This window comes from Aphanizomenon sp. UHCC 0183 (assembly GCF_009712065.1).
In the GTDB taxonomy this organism is placed as follows: Bacteria; Cyanobacteriota; Cyanobacteriia; order Cyanobacteriales; family Nostocaceae; genus Dolichospermum; species Dolichospermum heterosporum.
Genome location: NZ_VILC01000011.1, coordinates 17,520 through 41,897 on the forward strand (window position 1 = coordinate 17,520; position 24,378 = coordinate 41,897).

A 24,378-nucleotide genomic window follows, 5' to 3' on the forward strand; every position below is an offset into this window, starting at 1 on the left:
TACACAAACGTATATTCACGTATTTTTCCGTTTTTTTCTAAACATAGAGAAAACGAAAGTTAGTATTTTGTGAAAAGATAAAATATCTCTATGAATATACTAATTAACTTTAGAGACTTCCCAATAAAAAAATGTCCCAAAACTGATGCAAAAATTCTCTCTCTGTGTACTCTGTGCCTCTGTGGTTCGTTTCTTGGGATAATTTATTTCTTGGAAGTCTCTTAATCTTTTTCAAATCGTAAACGTGCGAAAACTTCTACACAACTAGGGATATAAAGTCAAAAATATTTTCATACAGCACCTTTACGAATCATCTCAAATCCATATACATAGATATCCGCAAATTTATAGCGTTGATCTTTCTCGCGCAATTGAATAATACCGATTTCAGTTAAAAAAGAAGCAAATTCTTCAAAGTCTGCTATATCATGTGCTGATTCTTGCCATATGCTATGTAATTCGTCTTTAGGTAAAAGGGCTGATTTCTGCTTGAGAGAGTCAAAAAATTTAGTCAAATGACGATATTCTTCTTTGATTTCATCACAACGTTTTTCTGATGCTTTTTTCAATCCCATTTCTAAAGATTTACTGCGTAATAAACGATCTGTTGGTGTTTGAATTGATGATTTTCCTTGATAGCTTAATTCTTGTTCTTTTGCACCTGTTAATAATATACTTAAACTACGAGGAAAAGTAGTACCACTAGAATCAGTTAATCTTTCATAAACCCATCTGGATAAATATTTAGCTTTGTCTCCTCTTCTGCGACGACTTCCCCAAAGCAATTCTAAAGCTTTATCAATTGCATCTTCAGTAGTTTGATCAATTGCATCTTCAGCAATAGGAGAAAATCTATTTACCAAATCCTTAAAATCTGGAGATTGTATTGATTGACGCAAAGCTAATCTTAAAAAGTCAACCCTAGTCCATTGTAAAATAATATCGCGTCCAGTAAAATGACTTTTATTGTCAAAAATTAAACGATTCCATATATCTTCTCTCAAGAAAATCTTAAATCTAATTTCTGTTAGGCGATTTGCATCACAAGATTGAACTAATTGAAATAATCCAGATAATGCTGATTGTCTTACTTCTCCTGCTTCAGGAAAATCTTCATCTAAATCATCATAAAGAAACCAGATTTTCTGAGATTTATTTTTGGCTTCTTCATGAATGATAATGTTAATGGTATCATTGACTATTTCACTTAGTATAGAGTTAGTAGATAATTCTAACAAAACTTGATTGTACTCAAATTGCCATTTTCCTTTAGGTAAATTATTGATAATATTTTTCAGTTCACTAAATTTTTCACCTTTCCTATTTTTAGGAAAATTACATAAATTTTCCTGATGACATCTAAGGAGTAAATAGGCTCTCCAGAAAGCCTCCCATGTGCCACCCTGCTGCTGTAAATTTTCATGAATAAATTGGAATTGTCCACGAGTCGGACGACTTTCCTGATATCTACCATGTGCAGACAAAAATACAGTATTATCTAATCTACCACGAGCTAGTTTTTGAGCATCACTTTTATATTTGAGAAAAAGCCAATATAGAGCAGTTTTACCTGTTCCTTTTCTACCTCTAATTAAACAAGTTGCATGATCTAAAAATTTCTCAAAATCATTGGTACGCTGGAATAGGAGGGTGAAATCCTGTTTTTGATCTGTATCCGCAGCATTTACTTCAGGAAATTGCAAGCTTTTGATAATTTTCCAGCGTGTTTCTGAATTAGTTAAAATATTTGTTCTGTCAATTTCATCAGTTTCTTCATCAATTAAATTGACAATTTTATTATAGTAATCTAGTAAGGCTCTTACAGGGTAATTATCAGCTAAAGCAATGGGTTGAAGATAGGGAATTACTAAAGGTTCTGGTAGTTCTAATGGATCATTATCATCTATTTCAAATTCTTCATCTGTGGCTATTTTTATTTCATCTAGAAAATATTTATAAATCTCGTTTACTTTTTCAAGTTTGCTAACATCAGGAACAGGAGAAAAAATAAAATTGATAGATAAATTTTTTAGAGTGTTTAGCGAACGCAATAGTAATTCTATTCCTTGTTTATTTTGTTCATTAGGAAAAAGAAAAATAATTGCTTCATCAGCAGCTTGAATTAATGATAAAGCTCCCCATTGATTAATTCCCGTTCTCGAATCAATTAATATAACATCAGGTTTTAATTGTTCGTAAATTTCCCGCTTGAAAACAGTCCAAAGACTTTGATCTCCATCAATAACAGTATTAGCATGAAGATCATCAACTTTAGAAATATAATCAAGACTAAGACAACCAGCAGGAACAACAAATAATCTTCCTTTAGCGTTTGGTATTCTTACTTCACCAAATATTTCAGTAATGGAAATATTCGGCTTTATTCCTTCTGGTAAATAGGAACGTTCATAAAAATAGTCAACAATTCCATATTTTGGTTGTGGTTGTAGGTTAAATGCTGTACTTAAACCAGGTGCTTCTAAATCTAAATCTACAGCTACAACTTTACGTCCTCGCATTGCTAAAATCCAAGCAACATGAGTTAATGCCGTAGTGCGTCCTACTCCTCCTTTAAAGGAATAAAATGTCACTGTTCTGGGTAAACTGAGTTCGCGCTGAGGTGCTATTGATTGATTTTGTGGGTTTGCTGCTTGGATAGCTAAATCTTGCCAAGTATGTATTGATGCTGGATCAAAAATCTGTGGTGGTGAAATATTAAGTAATTCAGCTTCTTGAAGTGTATATAGGGAGAGAAAACCAGGAGATAAATGAGGAACTTGTGATTGAAGTAAGTTAGAAATTTGTTCTTTACGTTGAGGAATAGATAAACTTATAAAGCGATCGCTTACAATAGTCAAATTCAATAAACCAGATGTAGAAATATTTACATCAACCCATTCCTGTGACTTCTGTACATACTGGTTTGTAATTTTCTGTTTTAGTAAAACCTGCCAATTTTCCTGCATTTGATCACCTTTTTAAAGTGTAGCGATTTGCTCTTGTAACCAACGAATAAGGTTATGATATGCGTGGAACCAAAGTTGATAACTTTCATCATTAGGCTCAAGTCCAGAATAGCGCAAATCTATGAAATGTTGGCTCATTGGGTTCTCAACTGTGTTGAGCCATTCCATAACATCTGGAAACCTTTCAATTCTAGATCGAAGTCGATTATGTCGTCTCAACGCCTCATCGTATTTGTGTCCCGGATTTTTGATTGTATGTCCAGGATTATTAGAACTTGTTTTCCATTCTCGACTCGCGCCATTTGGTAAAGTAGCAAAAATCATCGCTTTTAATAAACATTCGATGGTTACACCACCAAAGTGCATAGCCCCAACTTTCCTTACAGGATGCAGTGTTTCAGTATCAGTATGGCGCTCCATAAAAGCTGCCTGGTAATCTTCCATACTTGTTAGACTTAAAATTCAAGCTTTATCAGTATATTATTAAATTAGGATTTTTAAGCTAAAAATTAAGCATTAACAACAAAAAACAGCCAACCCTTTCCAGAAACAGCGATTATTCAAACTCGAATGGCAAACACCCAAGATTATTGGGAAAGAATTGATTAGAACTAAATAGGAGGCAGGTATGGCGTGGATATTTAGTTTATCAGCAGAGTGTGGCTCTGATGAAAACAGTGCTAAGAAATTTGCTCAATATTTTGGGGAAATAAGAGGGTATCAATGGTTACTTTTGAAGTCTACTATATATGTGTGTCGCACAGACATTTTTCAAGATATAGAAGACAATTGGTGGTGTCGGGTTTACCCTGAACGGGTTTACTCAGATAATGTTAGCGAAGTGGGAATATATAGTCCTGAAAGTGCTTATTTAATGACGGAGTTAGGTTTGTTATTCTATGAAGCTCTAAAGTTTGATTCTAGCTTTCGTTATGCTTTAGTTGGTGTAGAAGTTGATGAATTTAGAACCTACCACCGGGAACAATACCTTCTTCTACAGCAGCCTTGGTAGCGTTGATAGCATCTTCCAAGCGCAGCTTCTTGTCCTTCATTTCGGTTTCGGTAGCTGCACCAACTTTAACTACAGCGACACCACCGGACAATTTAGCCAAACGTTCTTGCAGTTTTTCTTTGTCGTAGGAAGATTCGGTTTCTTCCATCTGAGGACGGATTTGTTCGCAACGAGCCTTCACAGCAGCTTCATTACCTTCAGCAACAATTGTGATGCTGTCTTTGGTAATGGTGATGCGACGAGCTTTACCTAAGCATCATAAGGAAATTATGAGCAATTTTGAGGCAAGCTAGGATTAAAGCGGATGACTTTCTTGAAAATTAAATTCTTTCCAATGAACCGCAATATTCATTATTCATGTATGTTTTAAATAACGAATTTAACTGAAATTTTACTTCTTCTTCTCCTAACACTTTTTCTACTAAACACCGTCGTGTTAAAGATTGTATAATTTGCAAAAATCTAGCATTTGATAATTCAATATCAGCAGGTTTTTGGGAAATATCTATAGGTTCATTTTGTGTGGATAACCAGTTGATAACCTTATTTTCTAATTCTGATAAACGTTCTAAATGATTTTCTAAAAGTGCTTCTATATCTCCTAAAAATAGATCATCATTATCTGTTAGAAATAGGGATACTTTACCATTAAAAAATTATATTATAGTCAATATAATGATATTTAACCAACCAGGATGACCTTGATAAAGTGTTATTAATTCATCCCATTTATCCTCATCTTTTAAGCCTTTATCTCTGAATATTGCTTTAGCATCTTCTTCTAATCCTTGAAGATATAATGTTTTTGTGTATTTGTTTTGAATTTCTAAAGTTTCTATATCTGGGGGTTTTGCTGAACTAATCAAAATTAAACAACTTTGATGAGATGAGGTGGCAATTTGTTGAAAAAATTTACTATAATCTTTATATTCTGTTAAATATTGACCTGCTAAGTTACCAAATTGAAAAATATTATCCACGTCATCAATGATTACTAAACAACGAGATGAACTAAAATAATCTATGATTTCAGGTAATGGGTTTTGTGATTGAGAAAGAAATTGTTTCAGTTCATCTTTAAGAGTTATCAGTTGAGGAAGATTATCAAGACTGCGATAAATAATATAATCAAATTCTGTTTTAATTTCTGAGATTAGTTTCAGAGTTAAAGCAGTTTTACCAATTCCATTTAATCCATAAATTGTGATTAGTCTGGTTTTATTTTCTAATATCCATTGTTTTAGGGTAGAAATTTCTGAAGTGCGTCCATAATTATAGTTTAGTTCTGGTGCTTTTGTTAAGTCAATTATTGAGGTTTGATGTTTGGGTTGAGGAGGTTTAAAATGCTCTTGTCTATAGTTATTAGTTTGTATAAATTGACCACCAATATTAATATTATCAAGTAATAAACAATCCCCGAAATGAGAAACTTGAGAAACACGATATTTCTTTTCTACTCTAGAACGAAAATTATCTTTATTCAGGTCTTCTCCTAATGATTGTCCTAGTTTTTTCCATAATTTAGCTGCTTCTTTTTTAATGTGAGATTCACTACAATTATTAAATCCTACAGCTATTTGCCAATATTTTTGACCTTGCCAAACACCTTTGAGAATTGCTTCCTCTACAGGAGTAAGATTTTCGTGTGTTTTATCAAACAATAAATTATCAGTGTATTGTAAAACATCCTCGATATTATTCATTTGTATTTACACTAAAGGTATTTAAAATAATATATTATACCAAATCCTACTAAATTACTGCCGGATTCTGCAAAAATTGTGTACTAAATCCTACTCTGTGCTAACAAAGAAGAAAATACAATACTGCATATAAAGTAAATTAGCTTAAGTCATTATAATACACCATTCACGTGGAGTGATGGCTTCTAACACAAAATAATTAGTAAGGGTGATCAGCTTGAGCAAAGCAAGAAAACAGAGCCGACTACAGAGGAAAATAACTGGAATAAATTTGATAATAGGTGGAATAAATTATTGAAATCTGTCTCATCTGTCTGGAGTAACTTTGTCAAGTGGTTTAATTAGAGACGAAAATTGTATAAAACGGCTAAAAAAAGCTTAAAAAGTAATTAATAAGCATAAAAGCATATTTACCCAAATATTTGCTATTATAAAAACAACTTTTCCTATAAAAAATCTTATGCCATCACCTAAGATTATTGAACTTGAACAAATATTACAAACTTACTCCATTGAAGATATAAACAATGGTTATTACAACAGTTAATTCAACAACTGGGATTAGATAATCAAGAAAAACCACCAGTAAATTATAAACAACAAGCAAAAGGGATTATTGCAGAAACTATCAGTGAAGTTTTAGCTTTATCCAATGACTGTGAAGAGCAAGTTTGGCAAAAATTTTATGCAGCTAGTGGAAGAATATCGGAAAAATTAAATGAATCGGATTTCTTATAATGTCTGATCAAAAATTTGATTCACCAATACTTTTAGTTATCATTAAAATTTAAATAAGATCAGATTCGGTTAAATCTGCTTGTTTCATCAAACTTTTTAGAAGTCCGATTTTCAAATCTTCATTACCATGAATTGGTATAGAAATACTGATGTTAAGTAGGTGAACAGAAAAATTTAAAGGTATATAACGGTATGTAAAGTTGTCTCAATGCGAGATTCTGATTGAGTTTCAGCCATTTTACAAAACGCAATACCCCTCATTTTTATTTTGTTCACCTACTTATCTTTTTTAAAACGATGATGACTGCCTTTCACTCTGATTAATTGCCATCCGTTCTTTACCAGTATTTCTGATAATTTTTTACCTGATATTGCTTTCATACAGTTAATTCCACTACTCTGTCAGAAGAGCTAAGATTTTCTGGTTCATCCTCTGCATATAAACTGATTACTTCTTTAAGATTCTCTAATACTTCTTCAATGGTTTCTCCTTGAGTGTAACATCCATGAAAAATTGGTACTTCAGCCCAATAACCGCCTTCTTCGGCTGTATGAATTATTGCTTTAATTTTCATAGTTGAACCTCTTCAAAATAATATCGTTGTTGGACAATGTATTATATTTTGGGTAAAATAGCAAATTGTGGTCTTAATTCCGTTTTACCCAAATAATACTCTAATAGAAAAGTTAGAATTTACGCTACTAAAGAAATACGCTCTTCTCCTTTTTCAAGAATAAGACGATAACCACAAGATTGAACTATCTGTAAAAAATTACTAATGTTCATATCTTTTTGCTGACCAGAACAAATATCTTGAATAATAGCAGGAGGAATATTAACTTCTTCAGCTAATTGAGCAATGGATATATGGTCATTCTCCATAATAGAGATTAACAATTCAGATAGCAAAAACTCCTGATATCCTGCTGCAAATTTAGCTTTAAAATCGGGGCTTTGCATCATTCTATCAAAAGTTGATAGTTCTTCAATTTTCTTCATAATATGCTCCTTCTTGGTTACGTTTAATATAATCATTCATATAGTTGATAAGTAGGTGAACAGAAAAATTTAAAGGTATATAACGGTATGTAAAGTTGTCTCAATGCGAGATTCTGATTGAGTTTCAGCCATTTTACAAAACGCAATACCCCTCATTTTTATTTTGTTCACCTACTTAGCTTTTTCTTTCTGGTTTTTTGGTAATTTTTGTTGTTTTTTCTCAAAAGCATTGGTAACAATAATTTTTTGACCAGTAAGAGGATGTTTGAAAAGTGGTATTCCGTAATTTTCATCACATTGCTACCCCCCTTAGTCCCCCCTTGTAAAGGGGGGAAACAATAAAAATCCAGTTCCCTCCCCTTTACAAGGGGAGGGTTAGGGTGGGGTAAAAAATATTTGATACATCAACCATAACTTTTCAAACACCCTCTAAAGAAGAAGCATAAAAATCGATCTGGTTGTGGTTTAAAAGCGTAGATTTTATCTCCTTCATTACGAAATTGCTCTTTATTACTTATTTGACCAAAATCACCAATTCGTTTGACTAAAAATCAAAATTTTAATTGTTGTTTCTCATCTAGTCTATTAAAATACTTTTGAGCCTTGCTTTCACCATTTTCATCAAAATACCACTCCAACTGAAACACTGAACCAACATAAATTAAATATTCTTTAGTCATATAAGTCCCATTATAGCAAACACGCCTGGGAATAAATTCCCTGTCTCATAGCTCAAGTCCGTTAAAACGGACTAATAAATTTTCCCAGTATTTAGTCATCAAAAGATGACTTTCGCTATTAGCAAAGGACTTGAGTTCCTTCCGGGATAGAGGTTTTACCTTAAGTTGAATTGAAACTCAATATTCTCTCCGCGCCTCTGCGTGCAAAAAAACAGCCACCTCCGTAAAGGAAGCAGCCGTTTTCAAATTAGTGGATTACAGAGAATTAGTAGTCGTAATCTCCACCCATACCAGCGCCAGCAGCAGGAGCGCCATCTTTAGGTTCTGGCTTGTCAACAATGATACATTCAGTTGTCAACACCATACCAGCGATAGAAGCAGCGTTTTGCAAAGCAGAACGAGTTACCTTAGCGGGGTCAACAATACCAGCTTCCAACATATCAACGAATTCGTTGGTAGAAGCATTGAAACCAATGTTGAAATCCTTCTCTTTCACTCTTTCCGCAATTACAGCGCCGTTTTGACCAGCGTTTTCGGCAATTCTCTTCAGAGGAGCAGGTAAAGCCCGAACAACGATTAAAGCACCAGTCAACTCTTCATCCTTGAGGTTGATGTGCGCCCAAGCTTCCAATACAGGAGCTAGGTGAGCTAAGGTTGTACCACCACCGGGAACAATACCTTCTTCTACAGCAGCCTTGGTAGCGTTAATAGCATCTTCCAAGCGCAGCTTCTTGTCCTTCATTTCGGTTTCGGTAGCTGCACCAACTTTAACAACAGCTACACCACCGGACAATTTAGCCAAACGCTCTTGCAGTTTTTCTTTGTCGTAGGAAGATTCGGTTTCATCCATCTGACGACGGATTTGTTCGCAACGAGCCTTCACAGCAGCTTCATTACCTTCAGCAACAATTGTGGTGCTGTCTTTGGTAATGGTGATGCGACGAGCTTTACCTAAGCTTTCTAGTTTGGTTGTATCTAGTTTCAAACCAGCGTCTTCGGTTACGAGTTGACCACCGGTGAGAACTGCGATATCTTCTAGCATAGCCTTACGGCGATCGCCAAAACCAGGAGCTTTCACAGCAGCCACGTTAAGGACACCGCGTAAACGGTTAACTACCAAAGTCGCCAAAGCTTCTTTTTCAATGTCTTCAGCAATAATTACCAAAGGACGACCGGAACGAGCTACTTGTTCGAGTACAGGAACTAAATCTTGTACCAAAGCAATTTTCTTGTCAGTTAACAAGATATAAGGCTCATCAAAAACGGTTTCCATCCGTTCTGCATCGGTAGCGAAGTAAGGGGAAATATAACCCTTATCAAAGCGCATACCTTCGGTGATTTCCAATTCGGTGGTCATAGACTTCCCTTCTTCTAGGGAAATTACACCTTCTTTACCCACCTTGTCCATAGCTTGAGCAATCATGCTACCGACTTCTTCGTCGTTACCAGCAGAAATTGCCGCAACTTGAGCGATCGCCTTAGAATCTTCTACAGGGCGAGCGTGTTCAGCAATTTTTTCGACTAAAAACGCAGATGCTTTATCAATACCGCGCTTCAATAAAATTGCATTAGCACCAGCCGCAACGTTCCGCAAGCCTTCTTTAACGATAGCGTGAGCCAAAACGGTAGCTGTGGTTGTACCATCACCAGCAGCGTCATTGGTTTTAGAAGCAGCTTGACGAATTAGAGCTACACCAGTATTTTCGATGTGGTCTTCTAATTCAATTTCTTTAGCGATGGTGACACCATCATTCACGATTTGTGGTGCGCCGAATTTCTTCTCTAGAACCACGTTACGACCCTTTGGACCAAGGGTAACAGCTACAGCTTCAGCGAGAATATCAATACCACGCTCTAGAGCGCGACGGGCGTTTTCGTTGTAAATAATGCGCTTTGCCATAATAAGTCTAAATCCCGGTGGTAAATTAATTAAATTTTGCGAAGAATTGGTGAATGGTGAGCAGGTAATTAGGAAAACTCCTTACCCATCACCCAGTCCCAATTAGTTAACGATCGCTAAAATGTCTTTTTCTGAAAGGAGTACATACTCATCTGTACCCAGCTTGATATCAGTGCCAGCGTACTTGGAGTACAACACTTTATCGCCAACATTAATATCCATTGTTTGACGAGTACCGTCGTCATTGCGCTTGCCAGGACCAACAGCGGCGATTTCGCCTACTTGGGGTTTTTCCTGGGCATTATCGGGCAAATACAAACCGCCTGCGGTTTTTTCTTGGGGGGCGCTCACTTTGATGAAAACGCGATCGCCCAGGGGCTTAACGGTGGAAACGCTTAGAGATACAGCTGCCATACAAAATTTCTTGCTAAATTAGCACTCTCGACTCATGAGTGCTAATCTAGCTTTATCTATGACCCAATAGCAATCATGGCTTGTGTACGGGTTTCCGAACTAAGATTAGGGTGGCGATACTTAAGTGCAAATATCCAATTATTTTAGTTGTCAGGGTTTGTTGCGTAAGTAATGAATATTTTGATATGGACAACTTTATTTGCAAACTTGGAAAATTGTTATAGAACTGTAATCAGGGATCTACTCAATGAGTAACATCACAATGATCCACAAACAGTTTTTTCATCCCTAAAACTACTAGGGATAAGGGAACAGGTAACAGGTAACAGGTAACAGGGAACAGGGAACATTACCAATTACCCATTACCAATTACCTATTGCCCAAAACAGATAAATGCTCAATTCTGTTATAAATCGGCTAGTCTAGAACTTGGTAATGTTGTTAACAAGGACTGGGAGAGCGATCAACCCATCAGTTAACACATAGTTATTCCATAGGCATCTTCACAGCCCAAGTCAAAAACTTGCGTGTTTGTTGTTCTAGAACGATAATAGTAGTTTACCTAGATGGGGTCTGGTATCGCCAATTAAATCCAGAAGTCATTAGAGCAGGTCATCCAAGACCAGTAGATTGGCAACGAGTATGGTGAAGAAATCTATATTTTTAACCCATGCTTGTCCAAAAGATTCCCCGGTTGATTTTGAACCTCTAAATAGAGGCTTCACATCCGAAGGATAAGTAAAGCAGCAGTATACCAATGAAAGCGCGGGCGAGTTTTGAGCTAGGGTCATCTTGAAAAAATACTGACCTGTGATTATTCACAAGGACAATAATTTTATCAGGGTTTTCAGCCTGCAACTTTCAAATGGATCTATAATAGCGCATTATAAAGACTACTGCTATACGTATCCTTACTAGACTTTTTCCATTCACTTGCAAGTCTGTTGAAAGTAACTAACACTTTTAAGACTTCGGGGAGTTAAAGTAAGTTAAGTGGGAAAAAAGACAACATCCGAAGTCATCCAACATACGGGATAACTATATCAATACCTTAATGGATCGAAGCGCGAGAAGTGCCACTGTTATGAAAGAACCCAGCATGAAAGACCACAAACGACTTCTACTTATTGATGATGACCCTAACCTCATCTTGCTGGTGAAGGATTACTTAGAGTTTCGGGGCTACGAAGTCATCACGGCTGCAAATGGCAGAGAAGCCCTGGATCTTCTAGAAACCGAAGTTCCAGATATGATCATCTGTGACGTGATGATGCCGGAAATGGACGGATACACTTTTGTCGAAGAAGTCCGCAAGACTGAACGAACTAGTTGGATTCCCGTTCTTTTCCTCTCAGCTAAAGGTCAAAGTGCAGACCGAGTTAAGGGGTTAAATAAAGGTGCTGACGTATATATGATCAAGCCCTTTGAACCTGAAGAACTCGTAGCACAAGTAGAATCCTCACTCAAGCAAACTGTGCGTTGGAAAGAACATCAAACCAAGGGTGGGGACAGCGGTTCTCGCATCCAAGTTCCTTTCGATGTCCAGTTAACCCCAACGGAACTGAAAGTAGTCCAGTTTGTCGCTAGGGGTTTAGCAAACCGCGAAATCGCTGAAGAATTAAATGTCAGTCAGCGAACTGTTGAAAGCCATGTGTCCAATATGTTGGGCAAAACCAATCTCCACAACCGTACTGAATTAGCACGTTGGGCGATTGAAAATCAAATGGCTTAAACAATTTTAGATTTTGGATTTTGGATTTTGGATGATTTATCTAAGGTCTAAAGTCCAAAATTTCTGATTTTGGATTGGGGAAAATTACGCTGGAGGCGGAAAATCTACATCTTCATAAAGTTGCCTCATTGTTCCTGCAAAGTTAATGCTGTGTAATTGAAATGAAGTTTCTTGTCCCACATAAAACTGTAATACCCAAAATCCATCTTCATTGCGGCGGAAACATTCAACTCTCGGTTTTTTCGTATTAATTAAAATATATTCTTGTAAAGTTTCTATAGTTTGATAATCAGCGAATTTGTCACCTCGATCAAATCTTTCGGTAGAATCAGATAAAACTTCGATTATTAAACAAGGAAATCTTTTATATCCTAGTGTTTCTTGATCACGGTTATCGCAAGTTACCATAATATCAGGATAAAAAAATCTATTTAAAGATTCAATTCTGGCTTTCATATCAGAAATATATACTCGACAACCAGAACCACGCACATGATTACGCAGTAGTGCAAACAAGTTTCCAGCAATGGTAACATGAGCATCTAATGCGCCAGCCATTGCGTAAATATATCCATCAATATATTCATGCTTGACGGGGCTGTTTTCTTCTAATTCTAAATATTCTTCTGGAGTGATGTAGATTTGGGGAGAAGCAACCATATTTAAAACCTCACAAATTAAGATGTAGGCTTAACACTTGCTATAGCAGTTATTGATTGGATGAAATACAATCGAGGGCGCAGTCCCTGCGCCCCTACAGGGTTTTCGATTTACTGACTGTATCTCATTCGAGTGCATACCGCCATATTGATACTAAGTTATGCATCTACAATAAATTATAGAACTAAAAAATTAGTTTAATCAAATCAAGTTGCAAAATTAAATTGAAAGTGGTTTTACCAAAAAACTAATAGTTCTCGTTGCTGCCATAAAATCAGCATTCCACTGAACAAAACAAAGGAGATAACCAGTCGCCGGAATTGTTTTTCACTGATTTTTTGCAAAACTAAATGTCCCAACCAGTTTCCAGGTATAGCAGCCAAACCAAGGACAATTCCATAACCAATATATGGCAATTTGAAAGCACCCAAAAAACTATAGACAAAAATCTTGACAATATGAACAATCACTCGATTTGTTGCCTGAGTTGCTAGTAATTCTTCTTTTTGTAAGCCATAGTTAATATAAAGTGGAGCTAATACAGGACCCATACTCCCTATTAATCCAGAGAAAAAAGCATAGGCGAAACCTGCTGGTAAAAAGTACCAAGCTTTGACTGAAAAAGATTTTTCTTCATTTTTAAAAAAGTAACTAGCAGCCGAAAAAATCAGAAATATAGCAACTAAAATACTTAACCAATCTAATTTAAGTTTTGTCAGTGTAAAAGCTCCCAAAATTCCGCCAAAAATTGCTCCGGGTAACTCCCATTTAACAACATCCCAATTAATTTTTTGCCAATACACAAATACTCTTTCACTGTTTCCAAATAGCCCACTAATAGTAATTACGGGAGCAATAGCTACAGCCCCTAGAAATATACCTACAATGGGCATAAGGATTAATGCACTTCCACCACCTGCTAGTAAACTGACAAACCATCCTACAATTCCAGCTAATGCTAACCAAAATATTGTCATAAATATTGAATAATATGTTAAACCGAATAAATCAGGCGCTTGATTTTTACTCTACCCTATAAATGATTGATAACTCTCAGACAATACAGGGTTGGCATGGTCAACTTAACTTAGTTTACGGTCATCGCCGAGATTCCACTCAGTTAATTTATAACCACCATCAAGCCCCATTAAAGGTACAACGCCCGTTTTACCCGGAAGGACAAGGAATTTGCCATAGTGTGATTTTACACACTGCTGGGGGCATTGTGGGGGGCGATCGCCTATCCTCTCATATTCACCTCCAACCCTATACAAACGCCTTGATTACTACAGCCGCTGCTGGTAAAATATATCGCAGTAATGGCTTACAAGCAAGACAAACCGTAAATATCCAAGTTGATGCTCATGCTTGTTTAGAATATTTGCCCCAAGAAACAATTTTATTTAATGGAGCAATTTACCGCCAAGATTTGCGGGTAGAATTAGCTCTAGGTGCGAGTTATTTAGGCTGGGAAATTACGAGATTTGGTAGAAGTGCTAGGGGCGAAAAGTTTTTAGAGGGAGAGATGCGATCGCACACGGAAATCTGGCAAAATGATATTCCCTTATGGATTGATAGACAAATCGTTCCCGGTAACGAAAAAGTATTTCACAGTCCTCATGGTTTAAGAGAACATCCCGTTGTTGGTAGTTTTATTTGTGTTGGTTTTCCTCTATCTCCAGAAATCATCAACCAAGCACGTTCTTTAATTATTCAAAACTCTGATGCTGGGGTAACTCGCTTACAACATGGATTTTTGTGCCGATATCGTGGTAATTCTACATCAGAAGTCAGGAGTTGGTTTACAAATATTTGGCAAATGTTACGAGTATCTTGTCTAAATCGTGGTAATTGTATTCCTAGAGTCTGGCAAATTTAAACGAACCACAGAGACGCAGAGAACGCAGAGGAGAGAACAATGCAGCTTACACCCCAAGAAAAAGATAAATTATTAATTTTTACTGCTGCTTTAGTAGCGGAGAGAAGGAAAAATAGAGGTTTAAAATTGAATTATCCTGAAGCAGTCGCTTTTATTTCTGCTGCTATTTTGGAAGGTGCAAGAGATGGTCAAACTGTGGCAGATTTAATGAGTTATGGCACGACTTTATTAACTCGTGATGATGTCATGGAAGGTGTACCAGAAATGATTCATGATGTTCAAGTAGAAGCCACATTTCCTGATGGGACAAAGTTAGTTACTGTACATAATCCAATTCGGTAGAAATGATTAAGATAGGAGAAAGTGCAAATCAAGGAAAAACAACATGAGATTAACATCAGTTAATATTCAAGGTTATCGGCCTTTCAGAAATTTTGAAGCCCAGTTACAACCACTAGAAATTATTGTTGGTGCTAATGGTGCGGGGAAATCAAGTTTGTTTGAATTTCTCAAATTTTTGCGAGATAGTCTTTATCAAGATATCCCTCCAGAAATTATTTCTGGTTCTATTGGTCAGCAGATTTTTCATATTCCAGGACTAGCTAAGTTCCAATGGGACATTGAAATTGATACAGGTCTTCCAACTGGTATTAGATATCTAGGAGAACTTATGGGTCCGGTTGGTCGAACTCAAGTTTCCTATGAAAGAGTAGAATCATCTCAACCTTTTAGTGATAGATACAGTAGTCCATACATATATATGGATATTCAAGGTAATAAAGGTGTAATTAGAGAACCTGGAGAAAAAGGATTTACAACATTAACATCAGATAAATTAACACAGGATATTGCTTTAAAGCGTTCTAATCAACTGACGCTAAATGCAATGACAAATCCATCACTGGAAGTATTATATAACTTACGTGAATATATTCGTGATTGGAGATTTTATAGTTCCTTCAATATAGCAAGTCAGAAAATTCGTCAATCAGTTCCCATTGAACAAGAACCGATTTTACATGAAAATGCAGGTAATTTAAGTTCAGTTCTTTTTTCCTTAATGACTGAACATCGTCCAGCATTTGATGAATTACAACAACATTTACGTTCTGTAATTCCTGGTTTTAAAGGTTTAACAGTAAAAGCACGTGGTGGACCAGGAGAAGTGATCGCTTTTTGGCGAGAATCAGGTGTTGATGATGAGTTAAGTCTTGCTGATTTATCAGATGGAATTTTGCGTTTGATTTGCTGGATTTGTTTATGTGTACACCCAAATCCACCATCTTTAATTTGTATTGATGAACCGGACCAAGGTGTTCATCCTCGGACATTACCTGTTTTGGCTGCTTTATTTGAAAAAGCCTCTGAACGCACTCAAATTTTATTAGCAACGCATTCGTCTTATTTTCTCACACAATTTGATATTTCGCAAATTGCTGTACTCAGAAAAGAAAAAGGGGAAGCAAAATTTATTAAACCTGGAAATTCTCCGGTATTAATTGATATGCTTGATGATTTTGGTGCAGATGAATTAGAACAATTACACCGTAGCGATGAATTAGAGAGACTTCCATGAGAGTTGAAATTTATGTAGAAGGTACATCTGATAAATATGCAATGGAGGCACTATTAGAACCTTTAATTGAGCAGAAATTACAGCAGGGTATTAGTATCAAATTTTTTGCAGTTAAGGGAAATGATAATGATAAAGGAGGAGATGCTAAAAAAGATTTACTGACAAAGATACCAATTAAAGCAGTCAATATTATCTACAATCAGCCAGATTCAATTGTGGTAGTTATGCCAGACCTATATCCCAAAAATAAAGGGTTTGAACATGAAACAATTCAAGAACTAGAAAATGGTGTTTTAAATAATTTTAATCAGGTATTACAGTCGAAAGGAATTAATGATAATCGCTTAAAAGAGCGTTTTCGAGTCTTTTGCTTTAAACATGATTTAGAAGCCTTAATTTTGGCTGCTGAATCCCAACTAATAAATGTACTTGGTGTTAATTCTCTTTCTGTAACCTGGACAATACCAGTTGAAGAACAAAATCATAATATTCCACCTAAAGATATTGTAGAAAAAATCTTTCGAGAATGTGGTAATAAATATAAAGGTTCTGTAGATGCACGAAGAATATTAGAAAGTGCAAGATATCAAGATATAGCCGAACTATGCCCTCAAGCATTCAAACCATTTGTACAATTCTTAGAAAATTTGTCAATATAAATTAAAAGAGGAAAAACTCAATTATGATACCAGGCGAAATCATTACCCCATCTGGAGAAATCGAATTAAATGCAGGTCGTCCCACGACTAAAATAATAGTGGCAAATACAGGAGACAGACCAATTCAAATAGGATCACATTTTCACTTTTATGAAGTCAATACCGCTTTAAACTTCGACAGAGAAAAAACACGAGGAATGAGATTAGATATTCCCGCCGGCACAGCCGTCAGATTTGAACCAGGAGACGAAAAAGAAATAACATTAATTCCCCTAGTTGGTAGTCGTCAAATCTACGGATTCAACAATAAAATTGACGGAAACCTCTAAAACTCTCTCTGCGCCTCTGCGCCTCTGCGTGATAAAAAAAAGGATAAACTATGACATACAAAATGAACCGCCAAGCCTACGCCGAAACCTACGGACCAACAGTAGGCGATAAAATTAGATTAGCAGATACCGAACTATTTATAGAAGTAGAAAGAGACTTCACAACCTACGGTGATGAAGTAAAATTTGGTGGCGGAAAAGTCATTAGAGATGGGATGGGACAATCTCCTATTTCTAATCAGGATGGGGCTGTAGATTTAGTGATTACAAATGCTTTAATCCTCGATTGGTGGGGAATTGTCAAAGCAGATATTGGCATTAAAGAGGGGAAAATTCACAAAATTGGTAAAGCCGGTAATCCCTATATTCAAGACAATATAGATATTATTATTGGACCGGGAACAGAAGCTTTAGCTGGTGAGGGAATGATTCTGACGGCGGGGGGAATTGATACCCACATCCATTTTATCTGTCCCCAACAAATTGAAGTCGCTATTGCTTCCGGTATTACTACCATGATTGGTGGTGGTACAGGACCAGCTACGGGAACAAATGCCACGACTTGCACTCCTGGACCCTGGAATATGTACCGAATGTTGCAAGCTGCTGACGCATTCCCTGTTAACTTAGGATTTTTAGGAAAAGGTAATACCAGCCAACCTCAAGGGCTAATAGAACAAATTGAAGCCGGGGCGATGGGATTGAAACTCCATGAAGATTGGGGAACAAATCCAGCCACAATTGATACTTGTTTAACCGTTGCTGATGAATATGATGTGCAAGTAGCAATTCATACTGACACTTTGAATGAAGCCGGCTTTGTGGAAGATACAATTGCCGCTTTTAAGCATCGTGCTATTCACACCTACCATACAGAAGGGGCTGGGGGAGGACACGCACCAGATATTATTAAGGTTTGTGGACAAAGTAACGTTTTGCCATCTTCTACTAATCCTACCCGTCCTTATACTGTTAACACTCTAGATGAACATTTAGATATGTTGATGGTATGTCATCACTTGGATGCGGCTATTCCTGAAGATGTATCTTTTGCTGAATCCCGTATCCGTCGAGAAACGATCGCTGCGGAAGACATTCTTCACGATTTAGGCGCGTTTAGTATGATTGCTTCCGACTCCCAAGCAATGGGGCGTGTCGGTGAGGTAATCATTCGGACTTGGCAAACGGCACATAAAATGAAGGTGCAAAGGGGAAGCCTTGCTGGTGATAGTCATGCCGATAATTTACGAGCCAAACGTTATGTTGCTAAATATACAATTAATCCGGCAATCACTCATGGTATTTCTGAATATGTGGGGTCAGTAGAAGCGGGAAAATTAGCCGATTTGTGTTTGTGGAAACCTGCTTTTTTTGGTGTCAAACCGGAAATTGTGATTAAAGGTGGCATGATTGCTTGGTCACAGATGGGTGACGCTAATGCTAGTATTCCCACACCCCAGCCTGTATATATGCGACCGATGTTTGGCAGTTTTGCGGGTGCTAGAAATGCGACATCATTAACTTTTGTGTCTCAAGCTGCTTTGTCCAGAGAAATTCCTCAACAATTAAAATTAGGGAAGTTAGCGATCGCAGTTTCAGGAACTCGTCAAATCACTAAGCGAGATATGAAATTAAATGATGCTTTACCCGAAATTGAAGTAGATCCAGAAACCTACGAAGTTCGCGCAGATGGTGAATTATTAACTTGTGAACCAGCAACCATTTTACCAATGGCACAAAGATACTTTCTGTTTTAGAAACCCTCCAGATTGAGAATTATTTTATTTCCCAAATTTTGAGTTCCTAATCAACATTTAAGATATCACCGCTGATAATCTAAGTAGGTGAACACAATAAAACCAAACTGTGTAAAGAAACTTCAGAGGGAACAGGAAAAACTCATGTTTAAAAACATGAAATTGAAATAATGACACTGTTTTTTTCGTGCTACGCATCTTTTAAAAACATCCTTTTTTTGACTGAGCTTTAAACTGGTGCAAATGAGTGTTTCTTATTTGCTCCCAGTTAAGAGTTCCCTGTTCCCTTCTTTTGTAAAATCGCTGAAAACTTCTTTATTCTTGCCTCTTGCCTTGCTATAACGACAATTTTTAACGCCAACCTACTTAGCAAGAGGGTTTGTATTAAAAAAACCGAGGAATTAAAAGTTCACTCTTTACCTGCTGGATTTAGCATTATGTTAGTAGCAGGAGTGCTTTCTGGTTTAAGTAGGTAAACAAAATAAAAATGAGGGGTATTGCGTTTTGTAAAATGGCTGAAACTCAATCAGAATCTCGCATTGAGACAACTTTACATACCGTTATATACCTTTAAATTTTTCTGTTCACCTACTTACTAGGGATTGGTTCGGGAGCATTCAAGGTATTGGCAATGGATCAGGCTATGCGCCTCCCCTTTAAAGTTTCCACTACTACCAGCAATTTCATGATTGGTGTTACAGCCGCAGCCTCAACAGGTGTCTATTTAACAAGAGGATATATAGATCCAGGTTTATCTATGCCAGTCATGTTAGGAGTGTTACCAGGTGCTTTTTTGGGAGCGAGAATCTTAATCGGCGCAAAAACCCAAATTTTGAGAATTATTTTCAGCCTTGTACTAGTAGTAATGGCGTTAAAAATGATCTATAACAGTCTAATGGGAGGACTGTAATTATGTATAAATTAAATTCTGGTTTTCGTTGGACTTGCACAACACAGATAGAAACAGAAGTTGGAACTTTCACTTTTGAATTGGCAGAACAGGATTCTCATATTCAAGAGTTAGAAGAACAGCGACTTAATCATGGAGTACAAATAAATTATCAGGGTGAAATTGTTAGTCATCTAATACTGACGAAAGCAGCCAATGAAAAACAATTAGAATCTTTACTCAGTAATTTGCTTAAATATGGAGTTTTAAGCGCTAGTTCTATAGTGTTATTCGGTGGAATTTTATACTTAATTAATCATGGTTTTGAGCCTGCTAAATATCAAGTATTTATAGGTACACCATCTCAGTTTCGCTCTCCTATTGGTATAGTTAATGCGGTTTTAGTCGGTAGTCGGCAGGGAATTATTCAACTAGGACTGTTATTACTAATTGCTATCCCTATTTTACGGGTGATAATTTCTTGTTTAACTTTTCTTTTACAACGCAATTTTATCTATGTCATCATTACATTATTAGTGCTTACTAGTTTGACGTATAGTCTGGTGGGAGCCATTGGTGTCAACTTAAGCTACAGATAGCTTATTTGTTTGGCTGAGATCCCCGCACAGAAACGCCATGCTATCATTCCCAGGCGGGTTTTACAGGAATATTCGGTAAGCATAAAGCTCAGTGGCTAAAGCCGCTGAGAGTGTCCTTATTTGAGAATAGGGCGATCGCCAAACTCTCTAATCTCAAAATAACGTAGTATACTAACGCTGCTGACAACGTTCTAGCAAGAATGAGTGACGTTGAAATCACTCGTTATATGAAACATTCCGATGTAAAAGTAATCTTGCTAGAACGAACTCAGAAGTTTCACCGATTCCCTAATAGTGGAAACTGAAGCGGAAACGGGCATGGATAAGCCCCAGACTCTAGAACCTAAAAGCAAACTTACGAGTAAGGTCAATCAGAGAGCGAATTATCAGCAATTGACGTTGTTTGACCTTGTTTAACTACGTTATTTGTGTATCCCTCATCAGTGGCTTGTTTAAGATTCCGAAAACAGACAATATTTCCCTGAGAGTGTCAATAGGTATTTTGGGTTGAGAAAGTCATCAGGTCTGCAACTTAATCAATTGTCCGAGATTTCCACGGTAATGGATCAACAGATTGTCCGTTCACATACAAACCCCAGTGTAAGTGCGGTCCAGTAGATGCACCAGTTGAACCGACTGCACCAATTTTTTGCCCTGCTTGCACAAAATCACCTTCCTTGACATCTATACGACTTAGGTGCATGAAAATGCTGATAACTCCCTGACCGTGATCAATGCCTACTACATTACCATGAACCCGGAATCCTTGGGATACTTTACCCACTAAAGCAACTCGTCCAGCCGCTGGGGTAATTACGGTTGAACCCACTGCACCTGCGTAGTCTTGTCCACGATGGTAGTAGTCTTTGGCAAATTCACCATTGTAGTAACGACGGACTCCATATTTAGTGGATGTTCTCCCAGCATTGGGGGTAAGAAAAGCACCATTCCAATATTTTTCTGGTGTCTGTAGGGCTTTTAATTCTTTTACGCGCTTGAGTTCGTACTCGGTAGCATTAACTCCAGCTTTTCCAGGTGGTAGGGTAATCCGTTGAACGGGAAATTGGCGATCGCGCACCTTTACTGATAAATTTTGTTCTTGTCCATTTTCGGAAACTTTAATGGTTCTCACTCCAGCCTTTTCTAAGGGAGTTGTAGGCACAAAAGAACGATATTTACGAGGTGCAATTTCAAAGGCTGGATATATTTTTTCCCCCACTGTTACAGTAGGATTGCTGGTTTTTTCTGGGGTATTTGCCTCAATGACAACGGAAATTGTATCTCCCAATTGAGGATTTTTAGGTAATACTTGTACTTCTAAAGCCTTTGCTGATGAGCTTAAAGCAATGGGAAAAGCAGCAATTATGCCTATAAACATTTTGGCAGGGTTGATAATACTAAAACCTGACAATTTATTCTCTGGATTAATAGGGTTACGGATGATAGTCATAGGCTGATCAACAAATTTTTTGCGGCTGTTAATTAACAGACTAATTTATTTTAGTTAATGTTTCCCCTCAAGGTTAATAAATAAGTAAGTAGGTTGGCGTTGAAAATTGTCGTTATGGCAAGGCAAAAGGCAATACTTCGACTTCGCTCAGTAACCAGAGGCAAGAGGCAAGAGTGAAGAGGGTTTGGGCGATTTTACGTTTCTTTACACAGTTTGGTTTTATTGTGTTCACCTACTTATAGTCTGGCAAAATAAATTGTATATTTGGAGAGGAAATAGGTGACAGATCAGGAATATAGAGATTTTTGTGTCCTCAGTGAGTTATAATTACCGTATAAGCTGGAAATTAAATTACGAATTATTAAGCTCCCATACCTGAATATTTTTTCAGTCCTCTGCGCCATAAAAAACGATTGGCACCAAAAAATATAAGAAACCAACCTGAGATTGATAGAAATCCTCTGGTTAAATCTACAGGTAGTCCTACTAAAATACTAGCCGGAAAATTAATCATATAAGGAAAAGGTGTGAACATAACTATGTTTCTAATGTTTTCTGGAAAAACATCTAAAGGTGCTATCAAACCTGATAAAAATACAAAAAACAACAACCATAAACTTTCCAAAGCTGCGGCTTTTTCTGTCCAAAATGCAAACATAGCAAAGGTATATTGAATGATAAATCTTAAAGCAAAAACCATAATTGCTGCTAAGATAAATAGAAATAAGTTAGTTATACTTGGCAACCAAAAGGCTTGAGGATAGAGAATAAAAAAGAGTGCTGCTAAAAGCAATACAAAAGGCATTCTAGCGACTCTTTCAGCCAGATGGTTGGCAACATGGTGCCAAACTGGATCTAAAGGCTGTAATAATTTTGGCGAAAGTTTACCTTCTAATACTTCTTTTTCAAAATCATAAATTACCCAGACAACGGTGATTTGCCTAGCCAGAAAAACTGCGAAAAAATATCGAGCGAAGTCTACAGATTTAAAAGCAAATTTACCACTATCAGCAGCTTGCATCCAAATACCCATCATGATAATTGGTAAAGAACCAGCTAAAACCCAGAAGATTAATTCGGATCTATATTCCAGCAGATTAGCATAATATACTGATAGCAAAGTTAAGGATTTTTTAACAATTTTTTTCATAGGTATCAATGGTTAAATCCTCTTTGAAAAACCCTACCAATTACCTCTTCTATTGGTGGTTCTGTAACTGTTAAATCTATTACTTCTAAATCGGCTAAAATCTGAGAAACAGTGCGAGTCATGGTTTCTTGTTGGACAATAAATCTCACGGCTCTTCCTTCTAGCATTTGCACATCACCATAGGACATAAGTTTTTCTAGTGGTAATTCTTGAGCTAATTCGACATAAATTTCTCGATAAGGAGCAAAATTTTCTAATAATCCATCTAATCTACCATCGTACATGAGTTTTCCTTGATGAATTAATAACACCCGTTCACACAAAGCTGTAATATCAGCCATGTAATGACTTGTTAATAATATTGTGGCTCGATATAGCTGATTATATTCTTTTAAAAAGTTACGCACTCCTACTTGAGCATTAACATCTAATCCTAAAGTTGGTTCATCTAGAAATAAAACTTGGGGACGGTGTAAAAGTGCTGCTAACAGTTCAGCTTTCATCCGTTCACCTAATGATAATTTGCGGACGGGTTGGGTTAATTTACCTTCTAAAGCCAGCATTTCTGTTAGTTCTCCAACTCGACGTTGAAATTCTTTATCAGAAATATTATAAACTGCGGCGTTAATTCTGAGAGAATCTAATGCCGGTAAATCCCAAATTAATTGCTGTTTTTGTCCCATCACTAAGGTGATTTTTTGCAAAAATGCTTCTTGACGATTAAAGGGAATAAATCCACCGACTTTAACCGTACCTTCAGAAGGATGAATTAATCCTGTTAGCATTTTTAGGGTGGTAGTTTTGCCAGCACCATTAGGACCTAAAAATCCCACTATTTCTCCGGTTTCAATAGTGAAAGTGATATCCTGAACGGCAGGAATTGAGCGATAGGTGCGGCGGAAAAAATGGTTAATCGTTCCCTGAATACCTGGTTGTTTTGTGGATACAGGATAGAATTTATTGAGTTTTTCTGCTATAATCATTGACATGAAAAATTTATTTCCTTCTGCCTGATAACGTTGAGTTTCTTCCCTCTAAATAATAATCACACAAATTGCGAGAAAAAGTCGGTCTTGAGGAGGAGGATCATTTTTTTCTAAATTTTCTAATTCCTGATTATTTTCTAGTTAATCTATTCTTACTTCTTTTTAATTCTTCGTCCTGACTCCTGGACTCCTGACTCCTATTTCCATAAGAGAAATCCACAAAAAAGATGATCCTAGTGCTTACGCATTGACAAAGTTTTCTAAATATGTAATGTAGATTTTATCTCTTGTAGGGTGC

Annotated in this window: 26 protein-coding genes and 2 pseudogenes; 10 read left to right on the top strand and 18 right to left on the bottom strand. The window is 36.7% G+C overall.

Translation table 11 applies throughout. From position 1 onward, the window contains the following. Positions 1-290 precede the first annotated feature (290 nt). On the bottom strand, positions 291-2,966 hold the full coding sequence (locus FJR37_RS05465) for a ParA family protein (RefSeq protein ID WP_168465510.1): 2,676 nt from the start codon (positions 2,964-2,966) through the stop codon (positions 291-293). A gap of 12 nt (positions 2,967-2,978) precedes the next feature. After that, the gene (locus tag FJR37_RS05470; protein WP_168465511.1) at positions 2,979-3,410 is read right to left on the bottom strand and encodes a hypothetical protein; all 432 of its coding nucleotides are present in this window, start codon (positions 3,408-3,410) and stop codon (positions 2,979-2,981) included. Positions 3,411-3,594: 184 nt separating this feature from the next. Here FJR37_RS05470 and FJR37_RS05475 point away from each other — a divergent pair, with 184 nt between their 5' ends. Beyond that, positions 3,595-3,978 carry a hypothetical protein gene (locus tag FJR37_RS05475; RefSeq protein ID WP_199308401.1) on the top strand — a complete coding sequence of 128 codons (384 nt, stop codon included), beginning with the start codon at positions 3,595-3,597 and terminating at the stop codon, positions 3,976-3,978. Here FJR37_RS05475 and groEL read toward each other — a convergent pair. The 11 genes and pseudogenes from groEL to groES all read right to left on the bottom strand — a co-directional run. Beyond that, positions 3,938-4,231, bottom strand: a pseudogene (groEL, locus tag FJR37_RS05480) (chaperonin GroEL); the annotation flags it as partial. The gene FJR37_RS05475 and the pseudogene groEL sit on opposite strands and share 41 nt — an antisense overlap. Positions 4,232-4,298: 67 nt before the next feature. Continuing rightward, on the bottom strand, positions 4,299-4,436 hold the full coding sequence (locus FJR37_RS26380; RefSeq protein ID WP_217355195.1) for a hypothetical protein: 138 nt from the start codon (positions 4,434-4,436) through the stop codon (positions 4,299-4,301). 198 nt (positions 4,437-4,634) lie between these two features. Further along, on the bottom strand, positions 4,635-5,681 hold the full coding sequence (locus FJR37_RS05485; RefSeq protein ID WP_217355196.1) for an NACHT domain-containing protein: 1,047 nt from the start codon (positions 5,679-5,681) through the stop codon (positions 4,635-4,637). Between the two features lie 787 nt (positions 5,682-6,468). After that, entirely contained in the window at positions 6,469-6,603 is a 135-nt protein-coding gene (locus tag FJR37_RS27630) for a type II toxin-antitoxin system HicA family toxin (protein WP_371416100.1), read from the bottom strand. Between the two features lie 92 nt (positions 6,604-6,695). After that, positions 6,696-6,800, bottom strand: a complete 105-nt coding sequence (locus FJR37_RS27370; protein WP_168465512.1) for a type II toxin-antitoxin system HicA family toxin — start codon at positions 6,798-6,800, stop codon at positions 6,696-6,698. Continuing rightward, positions 6,797-6,994 carry a type II toxin-antitoxin system HicB family antitoxin gene (locus FJR37_RS05495; RefSeq protein WP_039202316.1) on the bottom strand — a complete coding sequence of 66 codons (198 nt, stop codon included), beginning with the start codon at positions 6,992-6,994 and terminating at the stop codon, positions 6,797-6,799. The genes FJR37_RS27370 and FJR37_RS05495 overlap by 4 nt, the downstream gene beginning before the upstream one ends. Before the next feature lie 119 nt (positions 6,995-7,113). Continuing rightward, the gene (locus FJR37_RS05500; RefSeq protein WP_168465513.1) at positions 7,114-7,419 is read right to left on the bottom strand and encodes a hypothetical protein; all 306 of its coding nucleotides are present in this window, start codon (positions 7,417-7,419) and stop codon (positions 7,114-7,116) included. 171 nt (positions 7,420-7,590) lie between these two features. Next, positions 7,591-7,698 carry a type II toxin-antitoxin system RelE/ParE family toxin gene (locus FJR37_RS27635; protein ID WP_168465556.1) on the bottom strand — a complete coding sequence of 36 codons (108 nt, stop codon included), beginning with the start codon at positions 7,696-7,698 and terminating at the stop codon, positions 7,591-7,593. Positions 7,699-7,970: 272 nt separating this feature from the next. Beyond that, positions 7,971-8,099: a hypothetical protein gene (locus tag FJR37_RS27375; protein WP_256366862.1), complete on the bottom strand. Its 129-nt coding sequence runs from the start codon at positions 8,097-8,099 to the stop codon at positions 7,971-7,973. Between the two features lie 265 nt (positions 8,100-8,364). After that, a complete protein-coding gene (groL, locus tag FJR37_RS05510; protein ID WP_168465514.1) occupies positions 8,365-9,999 on the bottom strand; it encodes a chaperonin GroEL in 1,635 nt (544 codons plus the stop codon). Between the two features lie 102 nt (positions 10,000-10,101). Next, positions 10,102-10,413, bottom strand: a complete 312-nt coding sequence (groES, locus tag FJR37_RS05515; protein ID WP_027403125.1) for a co-chaperone GroES — start codon at positions 10,411-10,413, stop codon at positions 10,102-10,104. Positions 10,414-11,468: 1,055 nt separating this feature from the next. On the opposite strand from groES, the gene FJR37_RS05525 reads away from it, so the two are divergent. Next, positions 11,469-12,146 (top strand): response regulator transcription factor, encoded by a 678-nt coding sequence (locus FJR37_RS05525; RefSeq protein ID WP_027403124.1) that lies wholly within the window; start codon positions 11,469-11,471, stop codon positions 12,144-12,146. A gap of 84 nt (positions 12,147-12,230) precedes the next feature. On the opposite strand, the gene FJR37_RS05530 is transcribed toward FJR37_RS05525, so the two are convergent. Continuing rightward, complete coding sequence (locus FJR37_RS05530; RefSeq protein ID WP_053540841.1) at positions 12,231-12,806, bottom strand: Uma2 family endonuclease; 576 nt, start codon at positions 12,804-12,806, stop codon at positions 12,231-12,233. 236 nt (positions 12,807-13,042) lie between these two features. Beyond that, positions 13,043-13,783, bottom strand: a complete 741-nt coding sequence (locus FJR37_RS05535; RefSeq protein WP_168465515.1) for a sulfite exporter TauE/SafE family protein — start codon at positions 13,781-13,783, stop codon at positions 13,043-13,045. Between the two features lie 62 nt (positions 13,784-13,845). On the opposite strand from FJR37_RS05535, the gene FJR37_RS05540 reads away from it, so the two are divergent. The 8 genes and pseudogenes from FJR37_RS05540 to FJR37_RS05575 all read left to right on the top strand — a co-directional run bounded on the left by FJR37_RS05540 (position 13,846) and on the right by FJR37_RS05575 (position 20,494). Then, complete coding sequence (locus FJR37_RS05540) at positions 13,846-14,685, top strand: urease accessory protein UreD (protein ID WP_168465516.1); 840 nt, start codon at positions 13,846-13,848, stop codon at positions 14,683-14,685. A gap of 39 nt (positions 14,686-14,724) precedes the next feature. Beyond that, the gene (gene ureA, locus FJR37_RS05545) at positions 14,725-15,027 is read left to right on the top strand and encodes an urease subunit gamma (protein WP_027403120.1); all 303 of its coding nucleotides are present in this window, start codon (positions 14,725-14,727) and stop codon (positions 15,025-15,027) included. A 43-nt stretch (positions 15,028-15,070) separates the two neighbouring features. Further along, on the top strand, positions 15,071-16,261 hold the full coding sequence (locus tag FJR37_RS05550) for an AAA family ATPase (RefSeq protein WP_039202046.1): 1,191 nt from the start codon (positions 15,071-15,073) through the stop codon (positions 16,259-16,261). After that, positions 16,258-16,920 (top strand): DUF4276 family protein, encoded by a 663-nt coding sequence (locus FJR37_RS05555; protein WP_168465517.1) that lies wholly within the window; start codon positions 16,258-16,260, stop codon positions 16,918-16,920. Before FJR37_RS05550 ends, FJR37_RS05555 begins: the two co-directional genes overlap by 4 nt. A gap of 23 nt (positions 16,921-16,943) precedes the next feature. Next, the gene (locus FJR37_RS05560) at positions 16,944-17,249 is read left to right on the top strand and encodes an urease subunit beta (protein ID WP_039202051.1); all 306 of its coding nucleotides are present in this window, start codon (positions 16,944-16,946) and stop codon (positions 17,247-17,249) included. Positions 17,250-17,299: 50 nt separating this feature from the next. Next, a complete protein-coding gene (gene ureC / locus FJR37_RS05565; RefSeq protein ID WP_039202053.1) occupies positions 17,300-19,006 on the top strand; it encodes an urease subunit alpha in 1,707 nt (568 codons plus the stop codon). A gap of 592 nt (positions 19,007-19,598) precedes the next feature. Then, positions 19,599-19,916: pseudogene (locus tag FJR37_RS05570) on the top strand (sulfite exporter TauE/SafE family protein); the annotation flags it as partial. 2 nt (positions 19,917-19,918) lie between these two features. Then, positions 19,919-20,494 carry a DUF1634 domain-containing protein gene (locus FJR37_RS05575; RefSeq protein WP_039202055.1) on the top strand — a complete coding sequence of 192 codons (576 nt, stop codon included), beginning with the start codon at positions 19,919-19,921 and terminating at the stop codon, positions 20,492-20,494. Positions 20,495-21,026: 532 nt separating this feature from the next. Here FJR37_RS05575 and FJR37_RS05580 read toward each other — a convergent pair. From FJR37_RS05580 to FJR37_RS05590, 3 genes are all read right to left on the bottom strand, one after another. Then, on the bottom strand, positions 21,027-21,944 hold the full coding sequence (locus FJR37_RS05580) for a M23 family metallopeptidase (protein ID WP_039202057.1): 918 nt from the start codon (positions 21,942-21,944) through the stop codon (positions 21,027-21,029). A 361-nt stretch (positions 21,945-22,305) separates the two neighbouring features. Continuing rightward, the gene (locus tag FJR37_RS05585) at positions 22,306-23,094 is read right to left on the bottom strand and encodes an ABC-2 family transporter protein (protein ID WP_168465518.1); all 789 of its coding nucleotides are present in this window, start codon (positions 23,092-23,094) and stop codon (positions 22,306-22,308) included. A 5-nt stretch (positions 23,095-23,099) separates the two neighbouring features. Further along, entirely contained in the window at positions 23,100-24,083 is a 984-nt protein-coding gene (locus FJR37_RS05590) for an ATP-binding cassette domain-containing protein (RefSeq protein WP_039202059.1), read from the bottom strand. Positions 24,084-24,378 lie beyond the last annotated feature (295 nt).